Raw genomic sequence first — 21,477 nt, forward strand, 5'->3', positions numbered from 1 at the left:
GGTGTTTAGAAATATGTGAAATTGTCTCATTTCTATTGACACGTACCGCGAGGCGGGGTTTGAAGGCAAAATGGTGTTCTCGTGGACCCACGAGGCGGGGTCAGAGCGTAAAACTGGTGCCTCGTCTTGCGACGAGAGGGGGTCAGAGCGGAAAATTACTGCCTCGTCGCGCAACGAGGCAGAGGTGACACGTCTTTTTCCTTACTCTCGCAGGAAAATTTCATGGACATTGTGGAAAAGATTTTCTCCTCGTCCAAGGTGGGGCGTGATATGAACATTTTTAAATCTGTTTTGCGCACCGATAATCACTTCCTTCACAGGCAGATAAATGGAGAGTGCCTTATCCTGTTCAATATATTGCCACTCTTCATAGAGCTCACGCCGTCGGTCCTCATCCATTTCAGCAGCTGCTTCTTCAAAAATCTCAATGATACGCTCTTCCCATGGTTCATAGGTTTTGGGTATGGTATCACCGGCACTGTCTAGACGCAGGGGGTTGATAATATAGCGGCGACTATTTGCCATGTAGGTTGCGCGGCCAAAGTGGGGGTCTTCCGTCACGCTGAGAGAGTAGGAAATGGCATCCCAATTATAGGTTTGCTCTGTCCGTTCAATCAGACTGTTAAATTCTGTAAGATCCGTGGTCATGCGAATGCCCCGGCGTTCCATATCTTTACGAATCAGCCCAGCCACATTTTCAATCAGCTCCACCCCTGCTGTGGCAGAAAAGGAGAATGAGACCCGATTGCCCAAGGTGTCTTGCAAAAACCCGTCGCCATTTTTATCCTTCAGCCCCACATGGGCAAAGAGTGAATCTGCCCGTTCGGGGTCGTAGTCATAGAGCGGTGCATCGGGGGCATAATAGTGAGGGTTTCGTTTACCAATAACCCCCATGGGCTTTTCTGCAAGGCCGTTGTAGACAATATCAATAATATCTGCATAGTTAATGGAGTGGGCCACGGCACGGCGAAAGTCCGCAGATCGAAAGAGGGCTTGTTTTTCCGGTGGAATAAAATATGCCCCCTCCGCATCTTTTTGATTATTTTGGTTAAAGCGCATAAAGCGATTGTACCAGCGTGGGCCCACCCGATATACAGAGTAGTCACTTCGGTGTTGTCCCCGGCGCAGGCTTGGATACTGCATGCCCGTGAGGGCGATGTGGTCCAGCTCACCCCGTTGAAACTGCATAAGTTGGAGATTTTCTTCCTGGATAATGCGAAACATAACACCGTCCAGATAGGGGAGGGAATTGCCCGCCGCATCTTTTTGCCAGTAGTTGGGGTTTCGGCGCAGGGTGATACGTTGTCCTAAGTCTACCGACTCAAGTATGAAGGGGCCCGTGCCCACCACGCGGGACGGGTCGGAGCCTGCAGAAAGATAGGACCGCAGGGTGCCCGCTCTGGCTTCATCGGCGTATTGGTGTTTGGGGAGTATGGGGGTTCCTGCGATGGTAAGGAAGGGGGCAAAGGGAGCAGGAAGGGTGAACTCGACCGTAAAAGAGTCTACCGCTTCAACCGCAATGGGCTCTCCTCCAACCCGAAAGGTAATATTCTGAGGGGAGTTGAGATTCTCATTATAAATGACTTCTTCAAAGGTGAAAACAACGTCATGGGCGGTGAGCTGAACTGAGTCGGAAAAATAGACATCCTCCCGAAGGTGAAATGTCCAGGAGAGGCCATCGTTGCAGACATCCCATGAACGGGCAAGATGGGGTTTTCGCTCAAGGGTTGTTGGGTCTGTGCGCAATAGACCCTCGTAGATATAGCCCATGACCGTCAGGGCGTAGCCTGAGTTTGAAAGGGCGGGGCAAAATCCGTCGGGGTTGGCACTGAGGGGAAGACGAAGGGTGCCGCCGTAGGTACCGATTTCTGGTTCAAAGGCGGCTGCCAGAGAGTCAAGGTTGGGTATTTCCTGTAGAACAATGCTATCTTCCACAGGGTCTCTCTGTTGCTCTTCCTGGGGGGCACATGCCGCAATAATTATGCTGATAAGTAGTAAGAGTTGTTTCATATAACCTCTCATAACGTATATTTATCATTCGTACAGTATACATTATGTTCGCCCCCCGAAGCAGGGCTTTTTCTCTCTTCACGGAGCTATTGAATGAGAGAAGATGCGTAAAAGGAGTATGTATGGGCATCTTGGATATTGATTACCAGCTGTTTCGTTTCTTTAATCGTACTGTGGCACATCCCTTTCTGGATTGGTTTATGCCTCGCATATCAAGTTCCACGGTGCTTCTTACAATACTTTTTGGGGGCTTTGCCCTCTATATCGTATGGAAACGGGGACGTCGCATTGCCTGGATCCATGTCCTGTGTGGAATACTCCTCTTTGCAGCCACAGATCTGTTTACCTTTCGGGTATTAAAGGCGCATATACCGCGTAATCGCCCTGCGAATAGTGCGTATTTTGATAACACGGGGCAGCATCTTTTTCTCAGTGATTCCTTCTTTCGCAGAGGAACCATGGGAGGCGCCTCCTTTCCCTCAAACCACGCGTCAAACACCTTTGGTCAAGCGGTTTTTTGGGCCCTGCTCTATCCCAAGGCTGCCCTCTATCTCTATGGTTTTGCCGTGGTGGTGGCATGGTCGCGCATCTATCTCGGTGCGCATTACCCCCTCGATGTTTCCGTGGGGGCCTTGGTGGGGGCCGTGTGGGGAATGGGGGTGTATTTACTTTACGGCTTTGGGCGGTATAAAAAACAGAACCGATCGTCGTAGTCACGACAAAGCCTTTGTGCAAGAGGTGTAAAAAATGAAGAATGAAAATTTAAAAAAGATGGAGTGTCCATGAAGGGGTTTTCAGGAGTTGAACTAGGTCTTGATATCGGGTCAACCACGGTGAAGGGGGTTGTTCTGGATACACAGAATGATGTTCTCTGGAAAGAGTACCTTCGTCATAATGGACACCAGGCAGAGGCGGTGCATACGCTTCTTACGGCGGTGAGCAAGCGTTTTGCCCATACACCGATTCGTATTGCCGTTACGGGAAGTGGCGCACGAAGTCTTGCGCCGGTCATTGATGCAGATTTTATCCAAGAGGTAAATGCCGTAACCTTAGCCGTGGAAACCCTGTATCCGCAGGCAGGGTCTGTGGTTGAGCTTGGAGGACAGGATGCCAAGGTGATTATCTGGCGCGGTGGTTCCGGTGAGAGTAGGGGGGCAACCCTGACCTACATGAATGATAAATGTGCCGGCGGGACGGGTTCGACCATTGATAAAATTATTGGAAAGATTGGTCTTACTCACGAAGAAGCCGCCGCTGTGAAAGATCTTGCCATTACCCCGCATAAAATATCTGCAAAATGTGGCGTCTTTGCAGAAACCGATGTGGTGGGCCTTTTGAAGGCGGGGGTTAATAAGGAAGAAATATTCTACTCCCTCTGTCATGCCATGGTGAATCAGAACTTGGAAGTGCTTGTGCGGGGCAATATTTTGCGAGATACGGTGCTGCTCTTGGGAGGCCCCAATCGCTTTATTTCTGCCTTGCCCGGAGTGTGGCGAAAAAATATTCAGGCCGCGTGGGAGATTCAGGGGTATCAGCCTCGTGAACGCTCCCTGGAGAAGACGGTGATTGTTCCCGATGATGCTGAGTATTTTGCTGCCATGGGGGCGGTGTTTTTTAATCGAAGCCGTCCTGAGCACAAGGAGGAGTCGCACTTTTCCTTTGCTGCCCTTACGGAACATATCAAGGAGCTTTCTCGGGGGGGGACCGCCGTACATGCGGGGCCCTTAATCTCTTCACAGGAAGAGCTGGAGGAGTTTTCCCGGGCGTACACCTTGCGGGATATTGAATCGCCTCGCTATCAGTCGGGAGAGCGTGTCTCTGTGTATGTGGGGATTGACGGTGGTTCCACAAGTACCAAGGCGGTACTGCTGGATCAGGAAGGAACGCCCATATATCGACAGTATTATCTCTCAACGGGAAATCCCATTGACGATGTCTCCCACATCTTTGCTCATATCGCCACATGGGAGCGGGAGCAAGAAATCGACCTCCATATTTGTTCCGTCGGAGTTACGGGATATGCCTCTGATATTATTCGGGCTGCCTTTGAGGTGGATGTGGCCGTGGTTGAAACGGTGGCACATATGAAATCGGCCAATAAACTCTTTGGAGAGGTTGATGTTATTTGTGATGTGGGGGGACAGGATATTAAGGTGCTCTTTATGAAACAGGGACGGGTGGTTGATTTTAAACTGAATACCCAATGCTCTGCGGGAAACGGATATTTTCTACAAGGCATGGCCGAGCAGTTTAATATACCCGTTGAAGAGTATGCTGATTACGCCTTTCGCGCCACCGATGCTCCCGAATTTAACTACGGCTGTGCGGTTTTTCTGGAGCAGGATAAGGTTAATTTCCAACAGGCAGGATGGTCAAAGGAAGAGATGATGGCCGGTCTCGCCTTGGTATTACCGCAAAATATTTGGAATCACGTGGTGCAAGAGCCTAATCTTGAAAAATTTGGTACCCGGTTTGTATTGCAAGGGGGCACTCAGAAAAACCTTGCCGCCTTAAAAGCACAGGTCGATTATATTACAGGACAGGTTCCGCAAGCGGAGGTCCATGTGCACCCCTATGCAGATATTGGCGGGGCAATTGGTGCGGGCCTTGAAGCCATCGAGCAGGGGCATACCACAAGCACCTTCATTGGTCTTGAAAATGCCGCATCCGTACAGTACACCACAACCAACGATACCAGCACGGTCTGTCCGCTCTGCGTAAATCGCTGCCGTCGTACCTTTATCGATATTACCTCTGGGGGCGAGCGCCAGGTTCGGTTTATTTCGGGAAATCTCTGTGAGCGAGGTGCAGAAGAGGCTCAAAAAGCCCCCACTTCTCGGGAGCGGCAGCCTGAAGCGGCCCTTAATTTAGTTGAGTATGCTGCCCGCTCTGTTTTTGCTGAGTATGCCTATACTCCACTGCCCGCAGCAGGGCAGGAGCATCACCGAAGCACCTATTACCCCAGCGATGCTCTACATGATATCAAGGAGAAATCAAAGAAATTCATCCGCAGCAGCGAAGCGGCTCAGGCAAAACGGGCCGCCATGACCGTGGCCATTCCCCGGTTGCTCAATATGTATTATTACACCCCATTTTTCAGCACCTATTTGCGTGCCCTCGGGGTGGGGTCCGTCGTGTATAGTGACTATACGTCGGATACCTTGTGGAAGGCCGGAAATAAGTGGGGGGCCATTGATCCCTGTTTTCCGGCAAAGGTTGCGCCGGCTCATATCTATAATATCATTACGAAAAAGAAGGCTGATGCGATCCTCTTTCCCATTCTTACCCATTTGGAGACCCCCCTGTCAGAGACCCTGGGAAATACCTCCTGTGCAATTCAAATGGGCACGCCGGAGGTAGTTGAGGCGGTGTTTACCCGTGAGCGGGATTTCTTTGCTGAGCATAATGTACGCTTTTGGGATCCCGTGCTCAATATGGATCGCCCTGTTGAAATAGAGGGCGCGCTCTACGACTATTTTGCCGATCTCCTGGATATTAGTCGAGATGAAAATGCCTGGGCAGTTCAGCAGGGACAACAGGCGCAACAGGCATATCTTACGGATTTGCGCGAGCGCTTTATTGCATCAATGAATGAACGAATTGAAACAGATCGGGTTGGGGTGCTTCTGATTGGACATCCCTACCATAATGATCCGGGGATTCACCATGATATTCCCGTGGAACTTGCAAAAAAGGGATATCCCGTCTATACCATAGAGTCTCTTCCGGTTTCGGAGGAGTTTCTCCACCCCCTTTTCGGAACAGAGTCGGACCCCTATTCCATACGAAATATTTGGCAGCGTAATTTTAACCGTAATACCAATCATAAGGTGTGGGCTGCCATGGTGGCTGCACGGCATCCCAATCTTGCCGTGGTTGATCTCAGTAGCTTTAAATGCGGGCATGATGCGCCCACCTACTCCTACATTGATGAGTTGTTGGATGTATCAAAAACACCGCATTTCACCTTTCATGATATTGATCAAAACCGTCCGGGCGCGACCTTTCGTATACGGATTGAAACGGTGGACTACTTTTTACAGAAATATGAACGATGGTTACAAAAAGAGGTTGCATCTCAATGAAAATCACAGAGCCGAAAATTCGGATGCCGCACCAATGGGATGGGCTGAAAAACCCTCTCTGGCATAAGAAAGATAGAAAAAAAGTTACTATTTTATACAATATGATAGAGCGGAGGAAGTCCTATTTTCTTCGGGCATACTTTGAACGTGAAGGCTATGCCTATCGGGATATGGGGGATCATGTATTCCGTGATCTTCAGCTGGGACGAAAATGGGGAACTCGCATGCAGTGTAACCCTATGTACTTTACCTCTGGAGCAATTGTTCGCTCTCTCTTACAGATAGAAAAAGAGACGGGGCTCTCAAAAAAAGAGATTGTTGAACAGTACGTCTTTCTATGCGGTGGTGGACAGTGTGGGCCCTGCCGATACGGCATGTATCCCAAGGAGTATCTCAAGGCGGTGAATGCTGCGGGATTTCACGGGTTTCGTCTTCTCATCTTCAACTCAGATATTATTCAGGATCCGCCGGTTCCCAAGGAGGCGGCCTTTCCCTTTGATGTAAATTTTAAGATCAATTTTGCCATGTCCTTTGTCTTGGCAGATATGATGCATATTGCCGAGTGCGCCCTTCGACCCTATGTTGATGACAAGGATGCCCTTATGAAGATTCTTGGCGAGTGCGAAGAGATCATTCTCCGGGCATTTACGAAAAAAGCGTGGCTTCTGACTCTGCCTGGAGCTCTGCGCCGGGTAAGTAAGAAGCTTGCTGCGGTGCCCCGTAAAGATCTGGCTTTGCCGAAAATTTTCATTACGGGAGAAGTCTTTGCCAATATGGCGCATAACGATGGAAATTACAACTTACGTCGGTTTATCATGGATGAAGGAGCGGAGGTTCTTCCGGCCATCTTTTCTCAGCGCGGGCTCTACGAAAGTTGGCGAAGAATTCAGGAGGCAAAGCAGAAAATACGCTACGCAACCTCAAAAAAAGAGCGGCGGTACTGGAAAATATACGCCTTTCGCCAGGGGCTTAGTTATCGCTTGGTCTACCTCTTTTTTAAATACGCAGAATTTTTCTTTTCGCCCTCACGCTTTGGCGGGTCGGCAGATTTGCATCATATTGACTACATTGCCCGTTTGGGGCATGACTATTACCACACCCTTATTTTTGGAGGAGAGGGTAATCTTGAGATTGGTGAAGCAGTACATTATCATGACTCTGTAGATGGCTTTATTTCCGTAAAACCCTTTGCGTGTATGCCCTCTTCGGGGGTTTCCGACGGTGTCCAGGCAAAAATTATCTCCCTCTACCCCCATTTAAATTTTCTCTCCATTGAGACCAGCGGTGATAATCAGATTAATATCTTGAACCGGGTTTCCATGCTGATTCATAAGGCACGGGAGAAAATGAAGGAGCGTCAAAATGGACAAAAATAAGCGAGCAGCCCTGCTGGAGAATCTTATTATGCGGGCAAAAGAGGAAGATCTCTCCGAAGGCGGTGATATTACCTCACAGGCAATTTTTTCTTCAAACCACACCTCCCGTGCCGTGATAAAAGCAAAAGAGGCGGGGGTGGTTTCGGGGATACACCTGATTACCCCGGTCTTTCATGCCTTTTCGTCTTCCCTTTCTGTAGAGCTCTGTGTCTCCGACGGTAGTCGGGTTGCGCCTCAAACTCCCCTTGCCTATGTGACAGGAGAAACCATCGCAATTCTCTCCGCAGAACGTCTTGTCTTGAACCTGCTGCAGCGTTTCAGTGGTATTGCCACGGTTACACGCCGGATGGTGGATTGCTTAGGGGATTGCCGGACGCGTATTCTTGACACACGCAAGACAACGCCAACGCTTCGATTTTTGGAAAAAGAAGCCGTGCTCCACGGAGGTGGGGTGAATCATCGTTTTGGGCTCTATGATATGATTATGGCAAAGGATACGCACGTTCGTGCAGCAGGTGGGCCTGATAAGGCGGTGGCAGCGGCGCGTGCGTGGCTATCACAGGCAGAGTCGTCGGTGAAAATAGAAGTTGAGGTGGAGTGTCTGGATGATTTTCAGCGAGCCCTGTCGGCTGGTCCCGATATTATTATGCTTGACAATATGTCCTGTGAAGATATGGCTCAAGCGGTGCATATACGTGATAAGACCGCTCCGTCAGTGCTGCTTGAAGCAAGTGGAAATGTCACGGAAGAGCGCATTGGCCCTATTTCACAGACGGGGGTTGACTACATCTCCGTGGGGGCACTCACCCATAGCGTACAGGCCCTTGACATTCATTTACAGCTGTTGTAACAGGTTACAACAGCTGTATCGATAGGTTAAACAGCAAAAACAACACAAGCACACTGAGCAATTCATGATTCAGGGTTCGATAGAGCCGTGTGCTGGCAAAACGATGGGCGGCGGGAAGAATAGTGAAAAGTCGTTTCCCTGTATAGAGTGCGCTAACAAGGACAAGACTGTGCACTCCAATTTTAGAAAGTGGCATGGGAGAGAAGTGCGGGGTGAGTATCCCGTAGGCGGCGATAAGCGCTGAAAAAAAGAGGAGTGTTAGCAGTATCTGTGACCACCGTGCTTGTTTCCAGCAGATCCGATAGGAAAATTTAGAAAAGCCCCCGAGCAGAAGATAGGACGCTATGAGAAAGATTGCCGTTATGAGGGGGTTATCTTTGATAGCAGGCTCTTTAAGATAGGCCGTGGCAGCAGGAAAAAGGGCTGCCGTAAGCAGTCCTCCCCCTATGAGCACCCCAAAAAGCGGGGGAGAGAGCACAATCGCTTCATTGGGATTCTCGCCTGTGTCATCGCTCTGCGGCAACGTTGGGTCGATGCACTGATGGGATACTATAAAAAGGACACTTTTGTATGCACTGTGCAGTACCATGTAGAAAAAGGCAGCCTGCACTGCTCCTGAGATACAGAGTATGAGTACTGTGGAAACGGTGACCGGAGTTGCTGCAGCAATCATATAGCGGAATCGATCTTCGAAAAAAGCAAAGAGGGAGACTAGAAAAATGGTCAAGGCTGCAAAAATTTGGAGTGCTTCGGGGATGGTAGAGAGCCCTGCTGCCTCTGCAGGAATAAGGACAAAATAGTAGAAACCGTACACCGAGGTAAATGTACTGAAGCTGGAGAGAAATGATGAGACAAGGGTGGGCGCAGCTCCATGACAGGGTCCCGGCCATGATGATACGGGAAATATACCACCCTTAATGAGAAAGACCATGGAAAGCAGCATGAGAAGAAACAGACTGTGTTCGGGATGCGCTGTGGTAAAGGCAGGCAGTTCTGTATAGGTAAAATAGTAGCCTGATCGAAACCACACAATTACCGCGGCGAGGAGAAAGGTTGCTCCTAAGGAGCCAAAAAACATATACTTAATTGAAGCATAATAGTCTTTGTTCAGTGCAATAAGAACATATGCGGCCATAATCATGAGTTCAAAAAAAACAAAGAAGTTAAAGATGTCTCCACTGACAACAATGCCCGTACAGCCCGTAAGATAAAACAGGAAGATGACCCGTGCATATAAGGTTGGAAGCTGAGAAAGATGAAATATGCTCAGACAGAGAGGAATAAGCAGGGTCATCAGAAAGTATGCCTTGGTGTGATCCATGAAAAAATGGATGGAGTAGGGGAGCTCACTGAGGGCGATGGTAACGGTGAGGGAGTGCCTAAGAATGAGCAGGATGAGCATGAGTTGTGCCGTGGCAAGAATTCCCATGGTGAGGGGCAGCAGAATGCGGGAAAGATCTTTTTTTCCTACATAGTAGAAGGCAATAAGCAGGATGGCCCCTCCCACAGGAATTGTGGGGAGGATCATGGTGAGGGTTCGTGCCATTGCTTCAGGGGCAGGGGGGTGTAGGAAAAATTGGAGTATCTCTGCAAATAGGTTCATAGAAGGTCACCTGTGTCAATACTGCCGGTTTTCGTATGGAGATTTACAATTAACACAACGGCAAGGGCATTAAAGCATACGCTAATTACAATGGCCGTGAGCATTAAGGCTTGGGGCAGCGGGTTTACCATGTTTGCAGGATCATGATACAGGAGAGGGGGGTAGTCACCCTGCACATAGCCGGCACGGAGAAAGGCAAGGATGATGACTGCATCAACCATGCTGAGGCACATGAGCTTACGAATAAGATTCGTGTGGGTAAGAAGGCCGTACAAGGCGACCCCGGCAATCAAGAAATAGATCATAGATGACTCCTGAGGCTTTTAATGCCAAATACGGTGAGTACCACCACAATAACTTCTAGGAAGGTATCAAAAATGCGTGGTCCCAGGTAGACAAGGGTGACGACATTTGTAATGCGTACCTGTTCTGCAACTGCAGCAAGTTCCTCCACCATCTCCCCCCGCTCAATACCGGCATAAAAGGTGTAATTTCGTATAAGAAAGAGGGCCCATATTAATAATAGGACCACCATAATGTTCCGCATTATATCTCTACGGGATGTATTACTCATCAAGCCACCCCGTAAAATTGCGGAAAATGAGTACCATGGATCCAAAGACCTCACAGAAAATTGCTAAACTGAGGATGTACATAAAGAGATTTGAAAATATCCCCTCCGAGGTCCCAAGATGATAGTAATAGCCAAAGGGGCCATTGCCCTGGGTAAATCCTGCAAAGAGAAAAAAGAGGAGCACAAGAAGTCCAAAGAGCTCGATGTGCGTGTAGAACGTATCAGGAAGAAATTTTTCTTCAAAGAGGAGCTCAAAGATAACAGCCACAGTACCGGCAATAACTCCCGCTTGGAAACCACCTCCGGGGTAAAAGGGGCCGTAGGTAAAGGTGTACAATCCAAAGATGAGGAGGATTGGCACGAGCTTACGAATACCGATATGAAGCAACTCTGAGTTTTCAAACTTCATAACGTGCTTCGTCCTCCCATAAATTCAATACAGGGAAGGAGGAGAAGAAACCCAATGTCACCGCCGGAAAAATCAATCCCTTGAGCGGTGAGAAGGGTTTTAAAGTTTTCATAGCTTTCTTGATCAGGAATTGCCGAGATGATTGTGCGATTATAGGTCATGGTATTGCCAAAAAACCGTTGAATTTCATTGAAGAGGGGAGAATTCTGTGAGGCAATGGTCTCCACCCCTTCTCCATCAAAAATGGATGTGTTAAAGAGTCCACACTCCATAAATATTTCCGCAAGAGGTTCGAGAAGCTCTTCTTTATCGAGGATAATTATGAGAATATTCATGGTTACACCAAATCAGAATCAAAGGATTTCACTGCAGCAATAAGCTCTTTGGGGCTCTGCTTTTTGACAGCCTCCTGGCCTTTTTCTCCAGAGAGAAACCGGCTGAGCCGGGCCATAAGGGAAAGATAGTGGTGGGACATACTTTCCGGCAAGAGAATAAGTATGATAAGGTCAAGGGGTGTTTTGCTAAATTTTGCGGTATGCGGGCAAAATCCAACGTTCATATGGATATTTGTTACCAAATTGGTGCGGGTATGACAGAGAAGTATGGATGAGTCGAGGAGTATCCCATGGGACAGGGCGCGTTCCCGCAGTAATTTCTTGATATGCTTTTTGGGGGGGATCTCTCCCTCTTCACCTAAGGCATGGAGAAGAAGCTCACGAATTGCCAGGGAGCGTTTTGGGCTGGTAATTTCAACAATATTTGATGAAGAAAGATAGGTATGTAATTGTATCATAGGATGTCCTTATGTTCCGGTTTTTTTATGGCAACAAGGTAGACAAGTGATGTAAGGCCGGCTCCGAGAGCCAGCTCCGTAAGAGCGATATCAGGGGCTTGCAAAAGCATATATAAAAAGCTCACAAAGAGAGAATACATACAGAGATAGAGCACGGCAATCCGTGATTCACGGGTAAAGACAACTGCACAACATGATAGAAGCAGAAGGATGCTCATAAGCAACTCAGCCATGGTGTTCCTCCTCGTCCTTCTGGGCATAAAAAAAAGAGAGACAGAGTAAGTGTACCGTAATGGGAGAGGTGGCAAGAATGAAGAGCATAATGAGGGCAATCTTGACTGCCTGTTCTGGAGAGTGAGAAGATATCATAAGGCCCATGAGGATGTTAATGAGGCCCACCACTGAGCATTTTGTAGCAGCATGGAAGCGGAGGAATATGTCGGGAAGAATAATCATTCCCACGGCACCCCAAAAGATAAAAAATACGCCGAATACGAAAAGAAGATTACTCACGGGGTGTCTCCTCATTGACAGGCTCTTCTGCTAGCTGATCAAAAAAAGAACGATCGCGTAAGAGGAGTCGGGAAAAGGCTATAACACTGGCAAAAGAGAGGAGCGCTAAGAGCAGTGCGATATCAAGATAGTAGGTAATATCATGGGTAATGGCAAGAATACAGAACAGTACCGTTAGTATACTCTGTACAACCGACGCTGCAAGGAGCCGGTCTTGAAATTCCGGTCCGATAAAAAGACGGACCGAGGAAAAAATAAGCAGGCCCATGAGGCTATAGAGGAGCCACGTCATCCGAAGAGCTTCCCGAGAAGACGCTCTTGCTTTCCCTTAATAATATTTCCCGCTATCACGGAGTGTGAATGGGGAATATCGAAGCAATGCACATAGAGAAATCGCCCCTCAAGCCAGAGGGTCATCGTGCCGGGGATGAGGGTGATGGTGTTGGCTAAAATGGCCCGGGAAATTTTTGACTTAAGGCGTGTTCGAATACGAACAATTCCCGGGGTGTTTTTCCGGGTTATCATCTGATAAATAAGTTGAAAACTGGCGGTGTAACTTTGAAAAATCAGGATGATTAAATAGAGGAAAAGAAGATCGAAACGATAGAGAAAACGGTACCGGCGAAGAATTTCGTTTTTATAAAAATAAGAGTGTACGAGTAGGGCCGTTATAAGAGAGTAGACAGTTCCTGTGACAAGGGTTGGCAAGGAAAGGTCGAAGGTGAGTAGTATCCAAAGAATTAAACAAAAAAAGGCAAGAAAGGCTATTTTTAAGGCAAAGAAGAGTCGTTTTCCTAAGACAAAACGCATAGGTTGCTTCTCCGATTCGGAACATCCTGTGGAGGAAAATATAAATTACGGGAGGCTGTGAGGGGGGCTATTTTATAGAGAGCATGTCACAGGTGTATTCTCTCAGATCCTTTGTGCAGACGGATCTCTTCATACTGGATGGATCTTGCCTCTCAGGCAGTGGCCGTCACAACACGGTCGCGACCAGCCAGATCAGGATGGCATGAGATGGTATTCCACTGAGCCTGGTGCAGTATGGCCGGAACGTCGGTTCCTTGATCCCACCCAATTTCAAGATAGAGTCGACCCTGGGGGTACAAGAGCTTTTTTCCCTTTTCCGCAAGATAGCGGTAAAAGTACAAGCCGTCTGTTCCCCCGTTGAGTGCGCCCAGGGGCTCATGAGCCCGCACAGATGTATCAAGGTTTGGTATTTCCTCCGCTGGAATATAGGGGGGGTTTGAGATGAGTATATCAAAGGACGCATGATCACGAAGGGCCGAAAAGGAATCTGAGGCGATAAGAGTAATGGCGGGATTACAATTTTCTTTCGCCGTAAGGAGTGCCTCCGGCGAGATGTCAACGGAGTAGATCTCCCATGTGGGGCGCTCTTCTCGAAGGGTTTCACAGATAATTCCACTTCCCGTGCCCAATTCAAGCACACGAAGCGGCTCCCGTCCCTCTTTTTCAAGACAAGTCAGTATGAGAGATTCCGTATCTTGACGAGGAATGAGTGTATGCGGTGAGACCCGGTAGGCTTTGTTAAAAAAGAAACACTCGCCCATACAATATGCGAGGGGAACCCCGCGGGCATACTCGTGACAAATCTTGTCAAGACGTTCCCGATATGCCTCTGGTATGGGGTCGGTAAGCGGGGGGGATGTAGGACGCAATACCGCATGGGGCCTGTGTGTGGTGATGTGTTCAAAGAGAATGTCGCAATCTTGCTGTACCGTGGGAGAGAAGGCAGAAATCTTTTCCTGAATATAAAAGTAAAACTCCTTAAGCGTCATCGCTTGGCTCGCCCGCCTTACGGAGTGATTCCTGCATGGCCTCCTGCGAAAGGGCATCTATGAAGTCATCGAGGTCACCGCCGAGAACCGATTCCAATTTGAATACAGAAAAATTGATCCGATGGTCTGTGACGCGCCCTTGTGGGTAGTTGTAGGTCCGTATTTTCTGGCTCCGGTCACCCGTACCAATCATACTCAGACGGCTTTCAGAATCCTCTTTCTGTTTCTTCTGCAGTTCGTGGTCATAGAGACGTGACTGAAGAATTTTCATGGCTTGTGCCTTGTTTTTATGCTGTGATTTTTCATCTTGGCAGGTGACGGTAATGTTTGTGGGAAGATGAATAATACGTACTGCGGAATCGGTGGTATTTACGGATTGTCCCCCCGGTCCACTCGAGCGGTAGTAGTCAATACGCAAATCATTCTTGTCAATCTCTATCTCTACTTCCTCTGCTTCGGGTAAGACAACCACCGATGCGGCGGAGGTGTGCACGCGCCCCTGGGATTCAGTTTTCGGCACTCGCTGTACGCGATGTACCCCTGACTCATATTTGAGGAGTCCGTAGGCTTTCTCCCCAGAGACCATGAGCATGCCTTCCTTGAGAGCATCGGGCTCACTGTAGTTGGTACTCATCACTTCCACGGAGAACCCCTTTTGCTCACAGAAACTGTGATACATACGCATGAGCTCGTTTGCAAACAGCCCTGCTTCAACACCACCTGTACCAGCGCGGATCTCGATAAGGGCATTTTTGAAATCAGCTGGATTCGTTGGAACAAGGAGTTTCTTCACCTCTTCTTCCAAGGAAGGAAGAGCTGCGTCTATTTCCTCTAACTCCATTTTGGCCATCTCCACCAGCTCTGGGTCCTTTTCCGAACGTAGCAGTTCAGAAGATTCCTGCCGGCGTTCCATAAACTCAAGATACTCTTTGAGCTTTGGTAGTTTGTTATTTAGATCGGTGTATTCCTGGCCGATGACCTTCATGCGATTTTGATCATTGGCGAAATCAGGATCAGCCATTTCTTTCTCAAGGGCAGCATGGCGTTTCAGAAAGGACTCTATTTTTTCTATCATGTAATTATTCTCCGTAGAAACAGAAAATGCGGAAGAGTGGCTCTCCCGCATTTATTTCGTGTCAGCTGTTTTTTACAGGCTCGCTTTTGTACCGTAGCGCGCCTTGAATCGGTCGATACGACCTGCCGTATCAATAACTTTTGCCTTACCAGTGTAGAATGGGTGACACTTATTGCAGATTTCAATATGCTTATCACCAACTGTTGACCGGGTTTCTATTACGTTACCGCATGAACAGGTGAACTTCACCGGAGTGTATTCCGGATGGATACCTTCTCTCATCTCAAAGCCTCCAAACTTTTATATTTTACTCGGAGAAAATACGTCCGGGAAGTGTCTCTGGTCAATTATTTTAATTTTTTCTTTCTTTCCCCTCATAATTCCATAACCTCACCCTCCGTGGGAATTGCAATGGTGTAGCCCTGACTTTGCACAGCATCTTTAAAAAGATTGATTTGTTCAGGTTCACCATGCACAAGGTAGATTTTTTCAAGTTTTTCCGGTGAACAGTGGGTGATATACTGGAGAAGCTCATGCCTATCAGCATGTGCACTGAAAGAATCGAGTTTTTTCACTGTACATTTTACCTTATGCTCGATACCGAATATTTTTACTACGGGGTCACCATCAAGGATTTTCCGGGCAAGGGTGTGTTTTGCAGCGTATCCTACAAAGAGCACCGTTGACTTTCTATTGCCCACATTGTTTCGCAGGTGATGAAGTATCCGTCCGCCTTCGGCCATGCCTGATGCAGAGATAATAATGTGCGGATAGGATATGGAGTTGAGGGCCTTTGATTCATCCACTGTTTCGATAAACGTAAGGTTTTTAAAGTCAAAGATGCTCCGATCGTCCGTAACAAAGATTCGTTGGGTTTCCCGGTCAAAAAGGTCACGGTGTTTAATAAATATTTGTGTTGCCTTATACGCCATGGGCGAATCGACAAAGATTGGGATGTCCGGTATGCGATGGTTGTCGTAGAGTTTGTGGAGAAGATATATGAGTAATTGTGTCCGTCCGACGGCAAAGGCAGGGATTATTAATTTTCCTCCCGAATAGGCCACATCGGTGACAATTTTCGCAATTTCGTCCTCGGTATTTTCAAATCCTCCATGATTTCGACCACCGTAGGTAGACTCCATTACGAGGTGGGTGAGATCACGCAGTTTGTTGGGATCGTGCATGAGCGGCATGTTGGGTCTTCCGATGTCTCCGGAAAAACCAAGTCGATACTGTTTGCCCTGTTCATTTATCTCAAAAAGAATGCCCGCAGAACCAAGGATGTGGCCGGCGTCACGAAAGGTTACGGAAATACCCTTACCCAAGGAAAAGGTTTCATCGTAATCGTAGCTGGTAAAAAGAGGAAGGGTGTCTTCCACATCTTTGCTGGTGTAGATCGGTTTGAATGGGGGTTTATTTTGCTTCCGCCGAATTTTATTAACAAACTCCACATCTTTTTCCTGTATGTACGCCGAATCCCGCAACATTACTTCACAAAGCTCTGTTGTGGGAACCGTTGCATGAATTGGTCCGGAGAATCCCTTGCGTACAAGGTTGGGGATATTTCCCGTGTGGTCAATGTGGGCATGGGTCACAACAAGGTGGTCAATTTCAGCAGGATCAAAGGGGAAGTTCCTGTTTTTCTGAAACATATCTTCTCGTTTTCCCTGATATAAACCGCAGTCAATAAGAATGTTTTTGCCGTTTACCTGTAAAAGGTAGAGGGATCCTGTTACTGTTTCCGCCGCGCCATAAAATCCTAACTGCATAGGTGCCTCCAGAAAAGAGCCATGGTGTATCTTACTGTTGTATGCTCTTTTTGACATACTATAGAGAGTATACCATGATGCGTAAAAATAACAATAGTAATTGTTTCAGTAATTAGCTCAATATATTTTTGAAAACACAAGGGGGTACGATCGCATGAAGGTAGATGTTCAAAAAGGGAGTGTGCTCTTTGCTTCCAAGGCCCTTCAGGGCAGTTACTTTCAAGATGCTTTGATTCTGCTCATTGAGCATAATGAAGATGGAACCTTCGGGTTGATTATCAATCGGTCTGCTCGTATCCCCGTGCGAGAAATATTTAGCCCCGTTCCACAGGTTTCTCAAACAACGCGAATATTTCAACTTGGCGGCCCCGTAGGGGAGGAGGAATTACATATTCTTACCTTGACGGAGTATCTACCTCAGGAAGAAGAGCAACGATATCGAAGGCAAGCTGCCCATGAGGGCGAAGACCATGTTTGTGGATATCCCTTCTCTCCCGGTGTACTCTTGGGAGGTATAGACACAAGTTTAGAAGGATTGATTGCCTCGGGATCTTCGTACTGCAAGCTGTTTCTGGGCTATACCGGATGGAGTTCGGGGCAGCTTGTTCGAGAAATTGCTGAAGGAAGTTGGGAGGTTTTTTCTACCCTCGACCTTGGGACGTTTCTTTACGATGTGACCGCGGATGAGTATGTCCTTCGTGAACAAATTTACGAATTGCTTACATTCTATAAAAAATAATTGCATTAACACAGTAAGTATGTCATCATGATGACCAGTGTGGTATATGTTCCAAAAATGGAGTTACTATGGCAAAAACAGCAGGTTCCAAAAAAAAGCGTGTTACCTTTACCTATAAAGGTGTACCCGGCAGTGATGTCTTTGTAACGGGCTCATTCAACGAGTGGGATCCGAAGCAGAAAAAATTAAAAGATAAGAAGAAGGATGGGGTGTATTCTCTCGCCGTTAATCTTCCGCGAGAACGACACCAATATAAATTCATTGTTGATGGTGAATGGATTAACGACCCCGAGTGCACGATGTACGAAGAGGATGGGTTCGGTGGTCTGAATAGTGTTGTAGACCTTACCGATATTTAAACCTCATATGTAGATATCGTCACATGGGCGGGGTGGAGTACTTTTCACCCCGTTCTTTGTTAGTGATTTTTTTCACATTCTGCGTCTTGTCGTAAACTAAAAAAAGATCTTTTGGTATCTCGCACACCTCTGTATGTATTTTAGAGTAATGACTTTTTAAAGAAGAGAGGTTTTGTGGAAAAAAAGAAGTGGATCCTAGCTGTTTCGGTTCTATGGGTATTCTGTTTAAGTGCCAGCGTGTGGGCTGGTACGGAGCGACTCATGGGAGCAGAAGCTATTCGTGAGGGGCAGGGGTGGCTCGTGGCTCTTACGGGGATTATAACGGTGTTTGTTGCCTTGGTGGTTATTACTCTTATTATCTCGGCATTGCCGGGAATCCTCCGTGTTTTAGCGAGGTTTTACCCGGAGCAGGAGGATGCCCCATCACCTGCCAAGAAAAGTTCTGATACTGCACAAGTTGCTGCAGCTATCGCTGTTGCTTACCATCAAAAGAATTCCTAAGAGAGGAGTACGCAGATAATGGGAAACTTATTTGACAGTTTGCTTGAATTTTGGAAAACCACCGGGTTTATGCATATGAATGGTGGAAGCTTTTTAATGATTGTTGTGGGGATCATCTTTATCAGCCTAGCCATTGTTAAAAATTATGAACCTCTTCTTCTTCTCCCTATCGGTGCTGGTATGGTTGCGGGAAATATTCCCTATCCTGCTGAGCTCGGTGAGCTGATTGGTATTGGTGTACAGCATGAAGGTAGCGTGTTTTGGTATATTTACCAAGGGGTTGGTCGGGGTATCTTTCCCCCCATAATCTTTCTTGGTATCGGTGCTATGACTGACTTCTCTGCTATGCTTGCCAATCCGAAACTGATTCTCCTTGGTGCTGCTGCGCAAAGCGGTATTTTTCTTACCTTTGTCGGAGCATTAGCTCTCGGTTTTACTCCGGGGCAAGCTGGTGCAATTGGAATCATCGGCGGTGCAGACGGGCCGACGTCCATATTTCTAGCATCACAATTGGCGCCGAATTTACTCGGGTCCATTGCTATTGCGGCATACTCCTATATGTCCTTAGTGCCCATTATTCAGCCGCCAATTATGCGTCTCTTAACAACCAAGGAAGAACGGGAGATTCGGATGGCTCCTCCAAAACAGGCGACGAAGCGGGAGCGCATCTTTTTTCCCATTGTGGGACTTCTTGCCACAACCCTCTTTGTACCGGCAGCGCTTCCACTTCTTGGAATGCTCTTTTTTGGTAATCTCCTCAAAGAATCAACTGTGACTGAACGTCTTGCAGAAACCGCGCGAACATCTCTTATTGACATTGTAACAATATTTCTCGGTTTTTCCGTGGGGCTGAGCACATTGTCAGATCGGTTTCTTACAGCACAATCCTTGGGTATTTTTGCCCTTGGTGCTCTTGCTTTTGCCGTGGCAACGGCTGTGGGTGTGCTCTTTGCAAAATGTATGAATCTCTTCACAAAGAATAAAATTAACCCCCTTGTGGGGGCAGCAGGGGTTTCTGCCGTTCCAAATTCTGCGCGGGTAGTCCAGCAGGTTGGACAGCAGGAAGATTCTTCCAACTATCTGCTGATGCACGCCATGGCACCCAATGTTGCCGGTGTTATTGGCTCCGCCATTGCTGCTGGTTATTTACTCTCAGAACTTCTCCAATAAGGACGCTCCTATGTCAAAGAAACAAATTAAATGTATGTGTACGGCTTTCCGCGATGGTTTTCAGTCTGTGTATGGGGCACGGGTGTTAACAAAGGATTTTCTTCCCGCTTTGGAGGCGGCAAAAGAAGCGGGTATAACCCATTTTGAGTCGGGTGGAGGAGCTCGTTTTCAATCGCTCTATTTTTATTGTAATGAAGATGCCTTTGATATGATGGATGCTTTCCGTGAAACCGTTGGTCCAGAGGTGAATTTGCAAACCCTTGCCCGTGGGGTGAATGTGGTTGGCCTTGATTCGCAACCCTCTGATATCATCGATCTTCATGCAAAGCTTTTCAAAAAACATGGTGTGACAACGATTCGCAACTTTGATGCGCTGAACGATGTGAATAATCTTGATTACAGCGGAAATGCCATTGTAAATGCAGGGCTTCGTCACCAGATTGCCATTACCCTTATGGAGCTTCCTCCAGGGTTGACTGGTGCACATACTGCAGAATATTATGCCGGTGTTTTGAAAGATATTCTTGCGGCGGATATTCCCTTCGATTCTCTCTGCTTAAAAGATGCTTCGGGCACCTTGACTCCTGCAAAAGTGTATGACACTGTTCGAGAAGTGCGCAAACTACTTCCTGCGGATGTTCCCATTCACTATCATACACATGAAACTGCCGGGGTTTCTATTCTAGCATATAAGGCAGCGATCGATGCGGGAGCAGAGATGCTCGATCTCTCCCTTGATCCTGTATCGGGAGGGACGTGTCAGCCCGACATTCTCACCATGGCCCATGCGCTTAAAGGGACTGACTACGAATTGGATGTTGATGTCGATAAGATTCTTGTGGCAGAAGAGGTCTTCCGTGATTGTATGAAGGACTACTTTCTTCCCCCTGAAGCGAAATCTGTAGACCCGGTTATTCCGTGGTCACCCATGCCCGGCGGTGCCTTGACAGCAAATACGCAGATGCTTCGTGACAATAATATGATGGATCGTTTCCCCGATATTATTAAGAACATGCAGGAGGTGGTTCGTAAGGGTGGCTTTGGTACATCCGTAACTCCTGTATCTCAGTTCTATTTTCAACAAGCTTTGAACAATACCTTGTTTGGTGATTGGGAGAAAATTGCTGACGGATACGGACGTATGGTTCTGGGCTATTTTGGAAAAACGCCCTATGCTCCTGATGAAACAGTTCTTGCCAAAGCCGCTGAACAATTGGGGTTAGAACCCACAACAAAGACAGTTCGTGAGCTTAATGACGCCGATGAAGATAAGGGGATAGCCCCTGCGACAGCAGCGTTGAAAGAGGCTGGACTTCCCATAACGGATGAAAATATCTTTATTGTTGCAACGTGCAAAGAAAAGGGTATTACCTTTCTGAAGGGTGAGGCAGAAGTTTCAGTTCGCAAAAATGCTTCAGAGAGTACGAGCGGAGGAGCAAGTTCTTCCGGTGAATATACGGTTGTTGTTGGCGGCAAACCCTATGAAGTAGTTCTTGGGGCGGATGGTTCTGCCACGGTAAATGGAAAAAGTTATTCCACGGAGGTTCGCCAGGGTATATCTGAAAAGACTGGAGGAGGCGCTTCTTCTTCAGCTGAAGGTGAAGAGGTATTTGCTCCCATGCCGGGGAAAGTATTTAAGATTCAGGTTCAGGAAGGTGATTCTGTAGCAGAGGGGGATGTCCTCTATATCCTTGAAGCAATGAAAATGGAGAATGATGTCCGTGCTTCTGTTTCTGGTACCGTAACGGCCTTGAATTTTGATATTGGAGAGCAGGTTAATGACGGTGATGTCTTAGCTGTGATTTCATAGAAAGAAGAAAATAAGTTTTTTCAAGGGACTTCTCCGGAAGTC

General features: G+C 47.5%; 24 protein-coding genes. 9 read left to right on the forward strand and 15 right to left on the reverse strand.

The genetic code is table 11. The annotated features are described in order from the left end of the window. Nucleotides 1-201 precede the first annotated feature (201 nt). Nucleotides 202-2,010 carry an ABC transporter substrate-binding protein gene (locus CALK_RS10020; protein ID WP_022637554.1) on the reverse strand — a complete coding sequence of 603 codons (1,809 nt, stop codon included), beginning with the start codon at nt 2,008-2,010 and terminating at the stop codon, nt 202-204. A 122-nt stretch (nt 2,011-2,132) separates the two neighbouring features. Between CALK_RS10020 and CALK_RS12365 the strand changes: the two genes are divergently transcribed. The 4 genes from CALK_RS12365 to nadC all read left to right on the forward strand — a co-directional run bounded on the left by CALK_RS12365 (nt 2,133) and on the right by nadC (nt 8,321). Continuing rightward, entirely contained in the window at nt 2,133-2,723 is a 591-nt protein-coding gene (locus CALK_RS12365) for a phosphatase PAP2 family protein (RefSeq protein WP_022637555.1), read from the forward strand. Nucleotides 2,724-2,792: 69 nt separating this feature from the next. Continuing rightward, on the forward strand, nt 2,793-6,095 hold the full coding sequence (locus CALK_RS10030; RefSeq protein WP_022637556.1) for a BadF/BadG/BcrA/BcrD ATPase family protein: 3,303 nt from the start codon (nt 2,793-2,795) through the stop codon (nt 6,093-6,095). Continuing rightward, nucleotides 6,092-7,471, forward strand: coding sequence for a 2-hydroxyglutaryl-CoA dehydratase activator (locus CALK_RS10035; RefSeq protein ID WP_022637557.1), 1,380 nt, complete (start codon nt 6,092-6,094; stop codon nt 7,469-7,471). The genes CALK_RS10030 and CALK_RS10035 overlap by 4 nt, the downstream gene beginning before the upstream one ends. Further along, entirely contained in the window at nt 7,458-8,321 is an 864-nt protein-coding gene (nadC, locus tag CALK_RS10040; protein WP_022637558.1) for a carboxylating nicotinate-nucleotide diphosphorylase, read from the forward strand. The genes CALK_RS10035 and nadC overlap by 14 nt, the downstream gene beginning before the upstream one ends. 4 nt (nt 8,322-8,325) lie before the next feature. Here nadC and CALK_RS10045 read toward each other — a convergent pair whose 3' ends face one another. The 14 genes from CALK_RS10045 to CALK_RS10105 form a co-directional block, all read right to left on the reverse strand. Then, nucleotides 8,326-9,924, reverse strand: a complete 1,599-nt coding sequence (locus CALK_RS10045; RefSeq protein ID WP_022637559.1) for a proton-conducting transporter transmembrane domain-containing protein — start codon at nt 9,922-9,924, stop codon at nt 8,326-8,328. Continuing rightward, complete coding sequence (locus CALK_RS10050; RefSeq protein WP_022637560.1) at nt 9,921-10,229, reverse strand: sodium:proton antiporter; 309 nt, start codon at nt 10,227-10,229, stop codon at nt 9,921-9,923. Before CALK_RS10050 ends, CALK_RS10045 begins: the two co-directional genes overlap by 4 nt. Next, nucleotides 10,226-10,498 carry a hypothetical protein gene (locus tag CALK_RS10055; protein WP_022637561.1) on the reverse strand — a complete coding sequence of 91 codons (273 nt, stop codon included), beginning with the start codon at nt 10,496-10,498 and terminating at the stop codon, nt 10,226-10,228. Before CALK_RS10055 ends, CALK_RS10050 begins: the two co-directional genes overlap by 4 nt. Next, nucleotides 10,491-10,907, reverse strand: coding sequence for an MnhB domain-containing protein (locus CALK_RS10060; RefSeq protein ID WP_022637562.1), 417 nt, complete (start codon nt 10,905-10,907; stop codon nt 10,491-10,493). The genes CALK_RS10055 and CALK_RS10060 overlap by 8 nt, the downstream gene beginning before the upstream one ends. Next, complete coding sequence (locus CALK_RS10065) at nt 10,904-11,242, reverse strand: hypothetical protein (protein ID WP_022637563.1); 339 nt, start codon at nt 11,240-11,242, stop codon at nt 10,904-10,906. Before CALK_RS10065 ends, CALK_RS10060 begins: the two co-directional genes overlap by 4 nt. 2 nt (nt 11,243-11,244) lie before the next feature. Beyond that, nucleotides 11,245-11,700: a PTS sugar transporter subunit IIA gene (locus tag CALK_RS10070; protein WP_022637564.1), complete on the reverse strand. Its 456-nt coding sequence runs from the start codon at nt 11,698-11,700 to the stop codon at nt 11,245-11,247. After that, nucleotides 11,697-11,933: a Na(+)/H(+) antiporter subunit B gene (locus tag CALK_RS10075; protein ID WP_022637565.1), complete on the reverse strand. Its 237-nt coding sequence runs from the start codon at nt 11,931-11,933 to the stop codon at nt 11,697-11,699. The genes CALK_RS10070 and CALK_RS10075 overlap by 4 nt, the downstream gene beginning before the upstream one ends. Continuing rightward, nucleotides 11,926-12,213 (reverse strand): monovalent cation/H(+) antiporter subunit G, encoded by a 288-nt coding sequence (gene mnhG, locus CALK_RS10080; protein WP_022637566.1) that lies wholly within the window; start codon nt 12,211-12,213, stop codon nt 11,926-11,928. The genes CALK_RS10075 and mnhG overlap by 8 nt, the downstream gene beginning before the upstream one ends. Next, entirely contained in the window at nt 12,206-12,505 is a 300-nt protein-coding gene (locus CALK_RS10085; RefSeq protein ID WP_022637567.1) for an MrpF/PhaF family protein, read from the reverse strand. The genes mnhG and CALK_RS10085 overlap by 8 nt, the downstream gene beginning before the upstream one ends. Next, the gene (locus CALK_RS12370) at nt 12,502-13,023 is read right to left on the reverse strand and encodes a Na+/H+ antiporter subunit E (RefSeq protein WP_022637568.1); all 522 of its coding nucleotides are present in this window, start codon (nt 13,021-13,023) and stop codon (nt 12,502-12,504) included. The genes CALK_RS10085 and CALK_RS12370 overlap by 4 nt, the downstream gene beginning before the upstream one ends. A gap of 152 nt (nt 13,024-13,175) precedes the next feature. Further along, entirely contained in the window at nt 13,176-14,012 is an 837-nt protein-coding gene (gene prmC, locus CALK_RS10095; protein WP_022637569.1) for a peptide chain release factor N(5)-glutamine methyltransferase, read from the reverse strand. Continuing rightward, nucleotides 14,002-15,087: a peptide chain release factor 1 gene (prfA, locus tag CALK_RS10100; protein WP_022637570.1), complete on the reverse strand. Its 1,086-nt coding sequence runs from the start codon at nt 15,085-15,087 to the stop codon at nt 14,002-14,004. The genes prmC and prfA overlap by 11 nt, the downstream gene beginning before the upstream one ends. 72 nt (nt 15,088-15,159) lie before the next feature. After that, on the reverse strand, nt 15,160-15,369 hold the full coding sequence (rpmE, locus tag CALK_RS12640; RefSeq protein ID WP_081698142.1) for a 50S ribosomal protein L31: 210 nt from the start codon (nt 15,367-15,369) through the stop codon (nt 15,160-15,162). Between the two features lie 92 nt (nt 15,370-15,461). After that, on the reverse strand, nt 15,462-16,856 hold the full coding sequence (locus tag CALK_RS10105) for an MBL fold metallo-hydrolase RNA specificity domain-containing protein (protein ID WP_022637571.1): 1,395 nt from the start codon (nt 16,854-16,856) through the stop codon (nt 15,462-15,464). Between the two features lie 154 nt (nt 16,857-17,010). Between CALK_RS10105 and CALK_RS12375 the strand changes: the two genes are divergently transcribed. The 5 genes from CALK_RS12375 to CALK_RS10130 all read left to right on the forward strand — a co-directional run bounded on the left by CALK_RS12375 (nt 17,011) and on the right by CALK_RS10130 (nt 21,435). Beyond that, the gene (locus CALK_RS12375) at nt 17,011-17,595 is read left to right on the forward strand and encodes a YqgE/AlgH family protein (protein WP_022637572.1); all 585 of its coding nucleotides are present in this window, start codon (nt 17,011-17,013) and stop codon (nt 17,593-17,595) included. Nucleotides 17,596-17,663: 68 nt separating this feature from the next. Then, nucleotides 17,664-17,954 carry a glycogen-binding domain-containing protein gene (locus CALK_RS10115; RefSeq protein WP_022637573.1) on the forward strand — a complete coding sequence of 97 codons (291 nt, stop codon included), beginning with the start codon at nt 17,664-17,666 and terminating at the stop codon, nt 17,952-17,954. Nucleotides 17,955-18,128: 174 nt separating this feature from the next. Further along, nucleotides 18,129-18,455, forward strand: a complete 327-nt coding sequence (locus tag CALK_RS10120; RefSeq protein WP_155851855.1) for an OadG family protein — start codon at nt 18,129-18,131, stop codon at nt 18,453-18,455. An 18-nt stretch (nt 18,456-18,473) separates the two neighbouring features. After that, on the forward strand, nt 18,474-19,625 hold the full coding sequence (locus tag CALK_RS10125) for a sodium ion-translocating decarboxylase subunit beta (protein WP_022637575.1): 1,152 nt from the start codon (nt 18,474-18,476) through the stop codon (nt 19,623-19,625). A gap of 10 nt (nt 19,626-19,635) precedes the next feature. Continuing rightward, complete coding sequence (locus CALK_RS10130) at nt 19,636-21,435, forward strand: biotin/lipoyl-containing protein (protein WP_022637576.1); 1,800 nt, start codon at nt 19,636-19,638, stop codon at nt 21,433-21,435. The last annotated feature ends 42 nt before the right edge of the window (nt 21,436-21,477 follow it).

It is taken from the genome of Chitinivibrio alkaliphilus ACht1 (assembly GCF_000474745.1).
GTDB classification, from domain to species: Bacteria; Fibrobacterota; Chitinivibrionia; order Chitinivibrionales; family Chitinivibrionaceae; genus Chitinivibrio; species Chitinivibrio alkaliphilus.

What these genes read in the sequence shown, in the direction of transcription:
- CALK_RS10020 (WP_022637554.1), bottom strand. Translation starts at nt 2,010, where the DNA reads ATGAAACAACTCTTACTACTTATCAGCATAATTATTGCGGCATGTGCC.
- CALK_RS12365 (WP_022637555.1), top strand. Translation starts at nt 2,133, where the DNA reads ATGGGCATCTTGGATATTGATTACCAGCTGTTTCGTTTCTTTAATCGT.
- CALK_RS10030 (WP_022637556.1), top strand. Translation starts at nt 2,793, where the DNA reads ATGAAGGGGTTTTCAGGAGTTGAACTAGGTCTTGATATCGGGTCAACC.
- CALK_RS10035 (WP_022637557.1), top strand. Translation starts at nt 6,092, where the DNA reads ATGAAAATCACAGAGCCGAAAATTCGGATGCCGCACCAATGGGATGGG.
- nadC (WP_022637558.1), top strand. Translation starts at nt 7,458, where the DNA reads ATGGACAAAAATAAGCGAGCAGCCCTGCTGGAGAATCTTATTATGCGG.
- CALK_RS10045 (WP_022637559.1), bottom strand. Translation starts at nt 9,924, where the DNA reads ATGAACCTATTTGCAGAGATACTCCAATTTTTCCTACACCCCCCTGCC.
- CALK_RS10050 (WP_022637560.1), bottom strand. Translation starts at nt 10,229, where the DNA reads ATGATCTATTTCTTGATTGCCGGGGTCGCCTTGTACGGCCTTCTTACC.
- CALK_RS10055 (WP_022637561.1), bottom strand. Translation starts at nt 10,498, where the DNA reads ATGAGTAATACATCCCGTAGAGATATAATGCGGAACATTATGGTGGTC.
- CALK_RS10060 (WP_022637562.1), bottom strand. Translation starts at nt 10,907, where the DNA reads ATGAAGTTTGAAAACTCAGAGTTGCTTCATATCGGTATTCGTAAGCTC.
- CALK_RS10065 (WP_022637563.1), bottom strand. Translation starts at nt 11,242, where the DNA reads ATGAATATTCTCATAATTATCCTCGATAAAGAAGAGCTTCTCGAACCT.
- CALK_RS10070 (WP_022637564.1), bottom strand. Translation starts at nt 11,700, where the DNA reads ATGATACAATTACATACCTATCTTTCTTCATCAAATATTGTTGAAATT.
- CALK_RS10075 (WP_022637565.1), bottom strand. Translation starts at nt 11,933, where the DNA reads ATGGCTGAGTTGCTTATGAGCATCCTTCTGCTTCTATCATGTTGTGCA.
- CALK_RS10085 (WP_022637567.1), bottom strand. Translation starts at nt 12,505, where the DNA reads ATGACGTGGCTCCTCTATAGCCTCATGGGCCTGCTTATTTTTTCCTCG.
- CALK_RS12370 (WP_022637568.1), bottom strand. Translation starts at nt 13,023, where the DNA reads ATGCGTTTTGTCTTAGGAAAACGACTCTTCTTTGCCTTAAAAATAGCC.
- prmC (WP_022637569.1), bottom strand. Translation starts at nt 14,012, where the DNA reads ATGACGCTTAAGGAGTTTTACTTTTATATTCAGGAAAAGATTTCTGCC.
- prfA (WP_022637570.1), bottom strand. Translation starts at nt 15,087, where the DNA reads ATGATAGAAAAAATAGAGTCCTTTCTGAAACGCCATGCTGCCCTTGAG.
- rpmE (WP_081698142.1), bottom strand. Translation starts at nt 15,369, where the DNA reads ATGAGAGAAGGTATCCATCCGGAATACACTCCGGTGAAGTTCACCTGT.
- CALK_RS10105 (WP_022637571.1), bottom strand. Translation starts at nt 16,856, where the DNA reads ATGCAGTTAGGATTTTATGGCGCGGCGGAAACAGTAACAGGATCCCTC.
- CALK_RS12375 (WP_022637572.1), top strand. Translation starts at nt 17,011, where the DNA reads ATGAAGGTAGATGTTCAAAAAGGGAGTGTGCTCTTTGCTTCCAAGGCC.
- CALK_RS10115 (WP_022637573.1), top strand. Translation starts at nt 17,664, where the DNA reads ATGGCAAAAACAGCAGGTTCCAAAAAAAAGCGTGTTACCTTTACCTAT.
- CALK_RS10125 (WP_022637575.1), top strand. Translation starts at nt 18,474, where the DNA reads ATGGGAAACTTATTTGACAGTTTGCTTGAATTTTGGAAAACCACCGGG.
- CALK_RS10130 (WP_022637576.1), top strand. Translation starts at nt 19,636, where the DNA reads ATGTCAAAGAAACAAATTAAATGTATGTGTACGGCTTTCCGCGATGGT.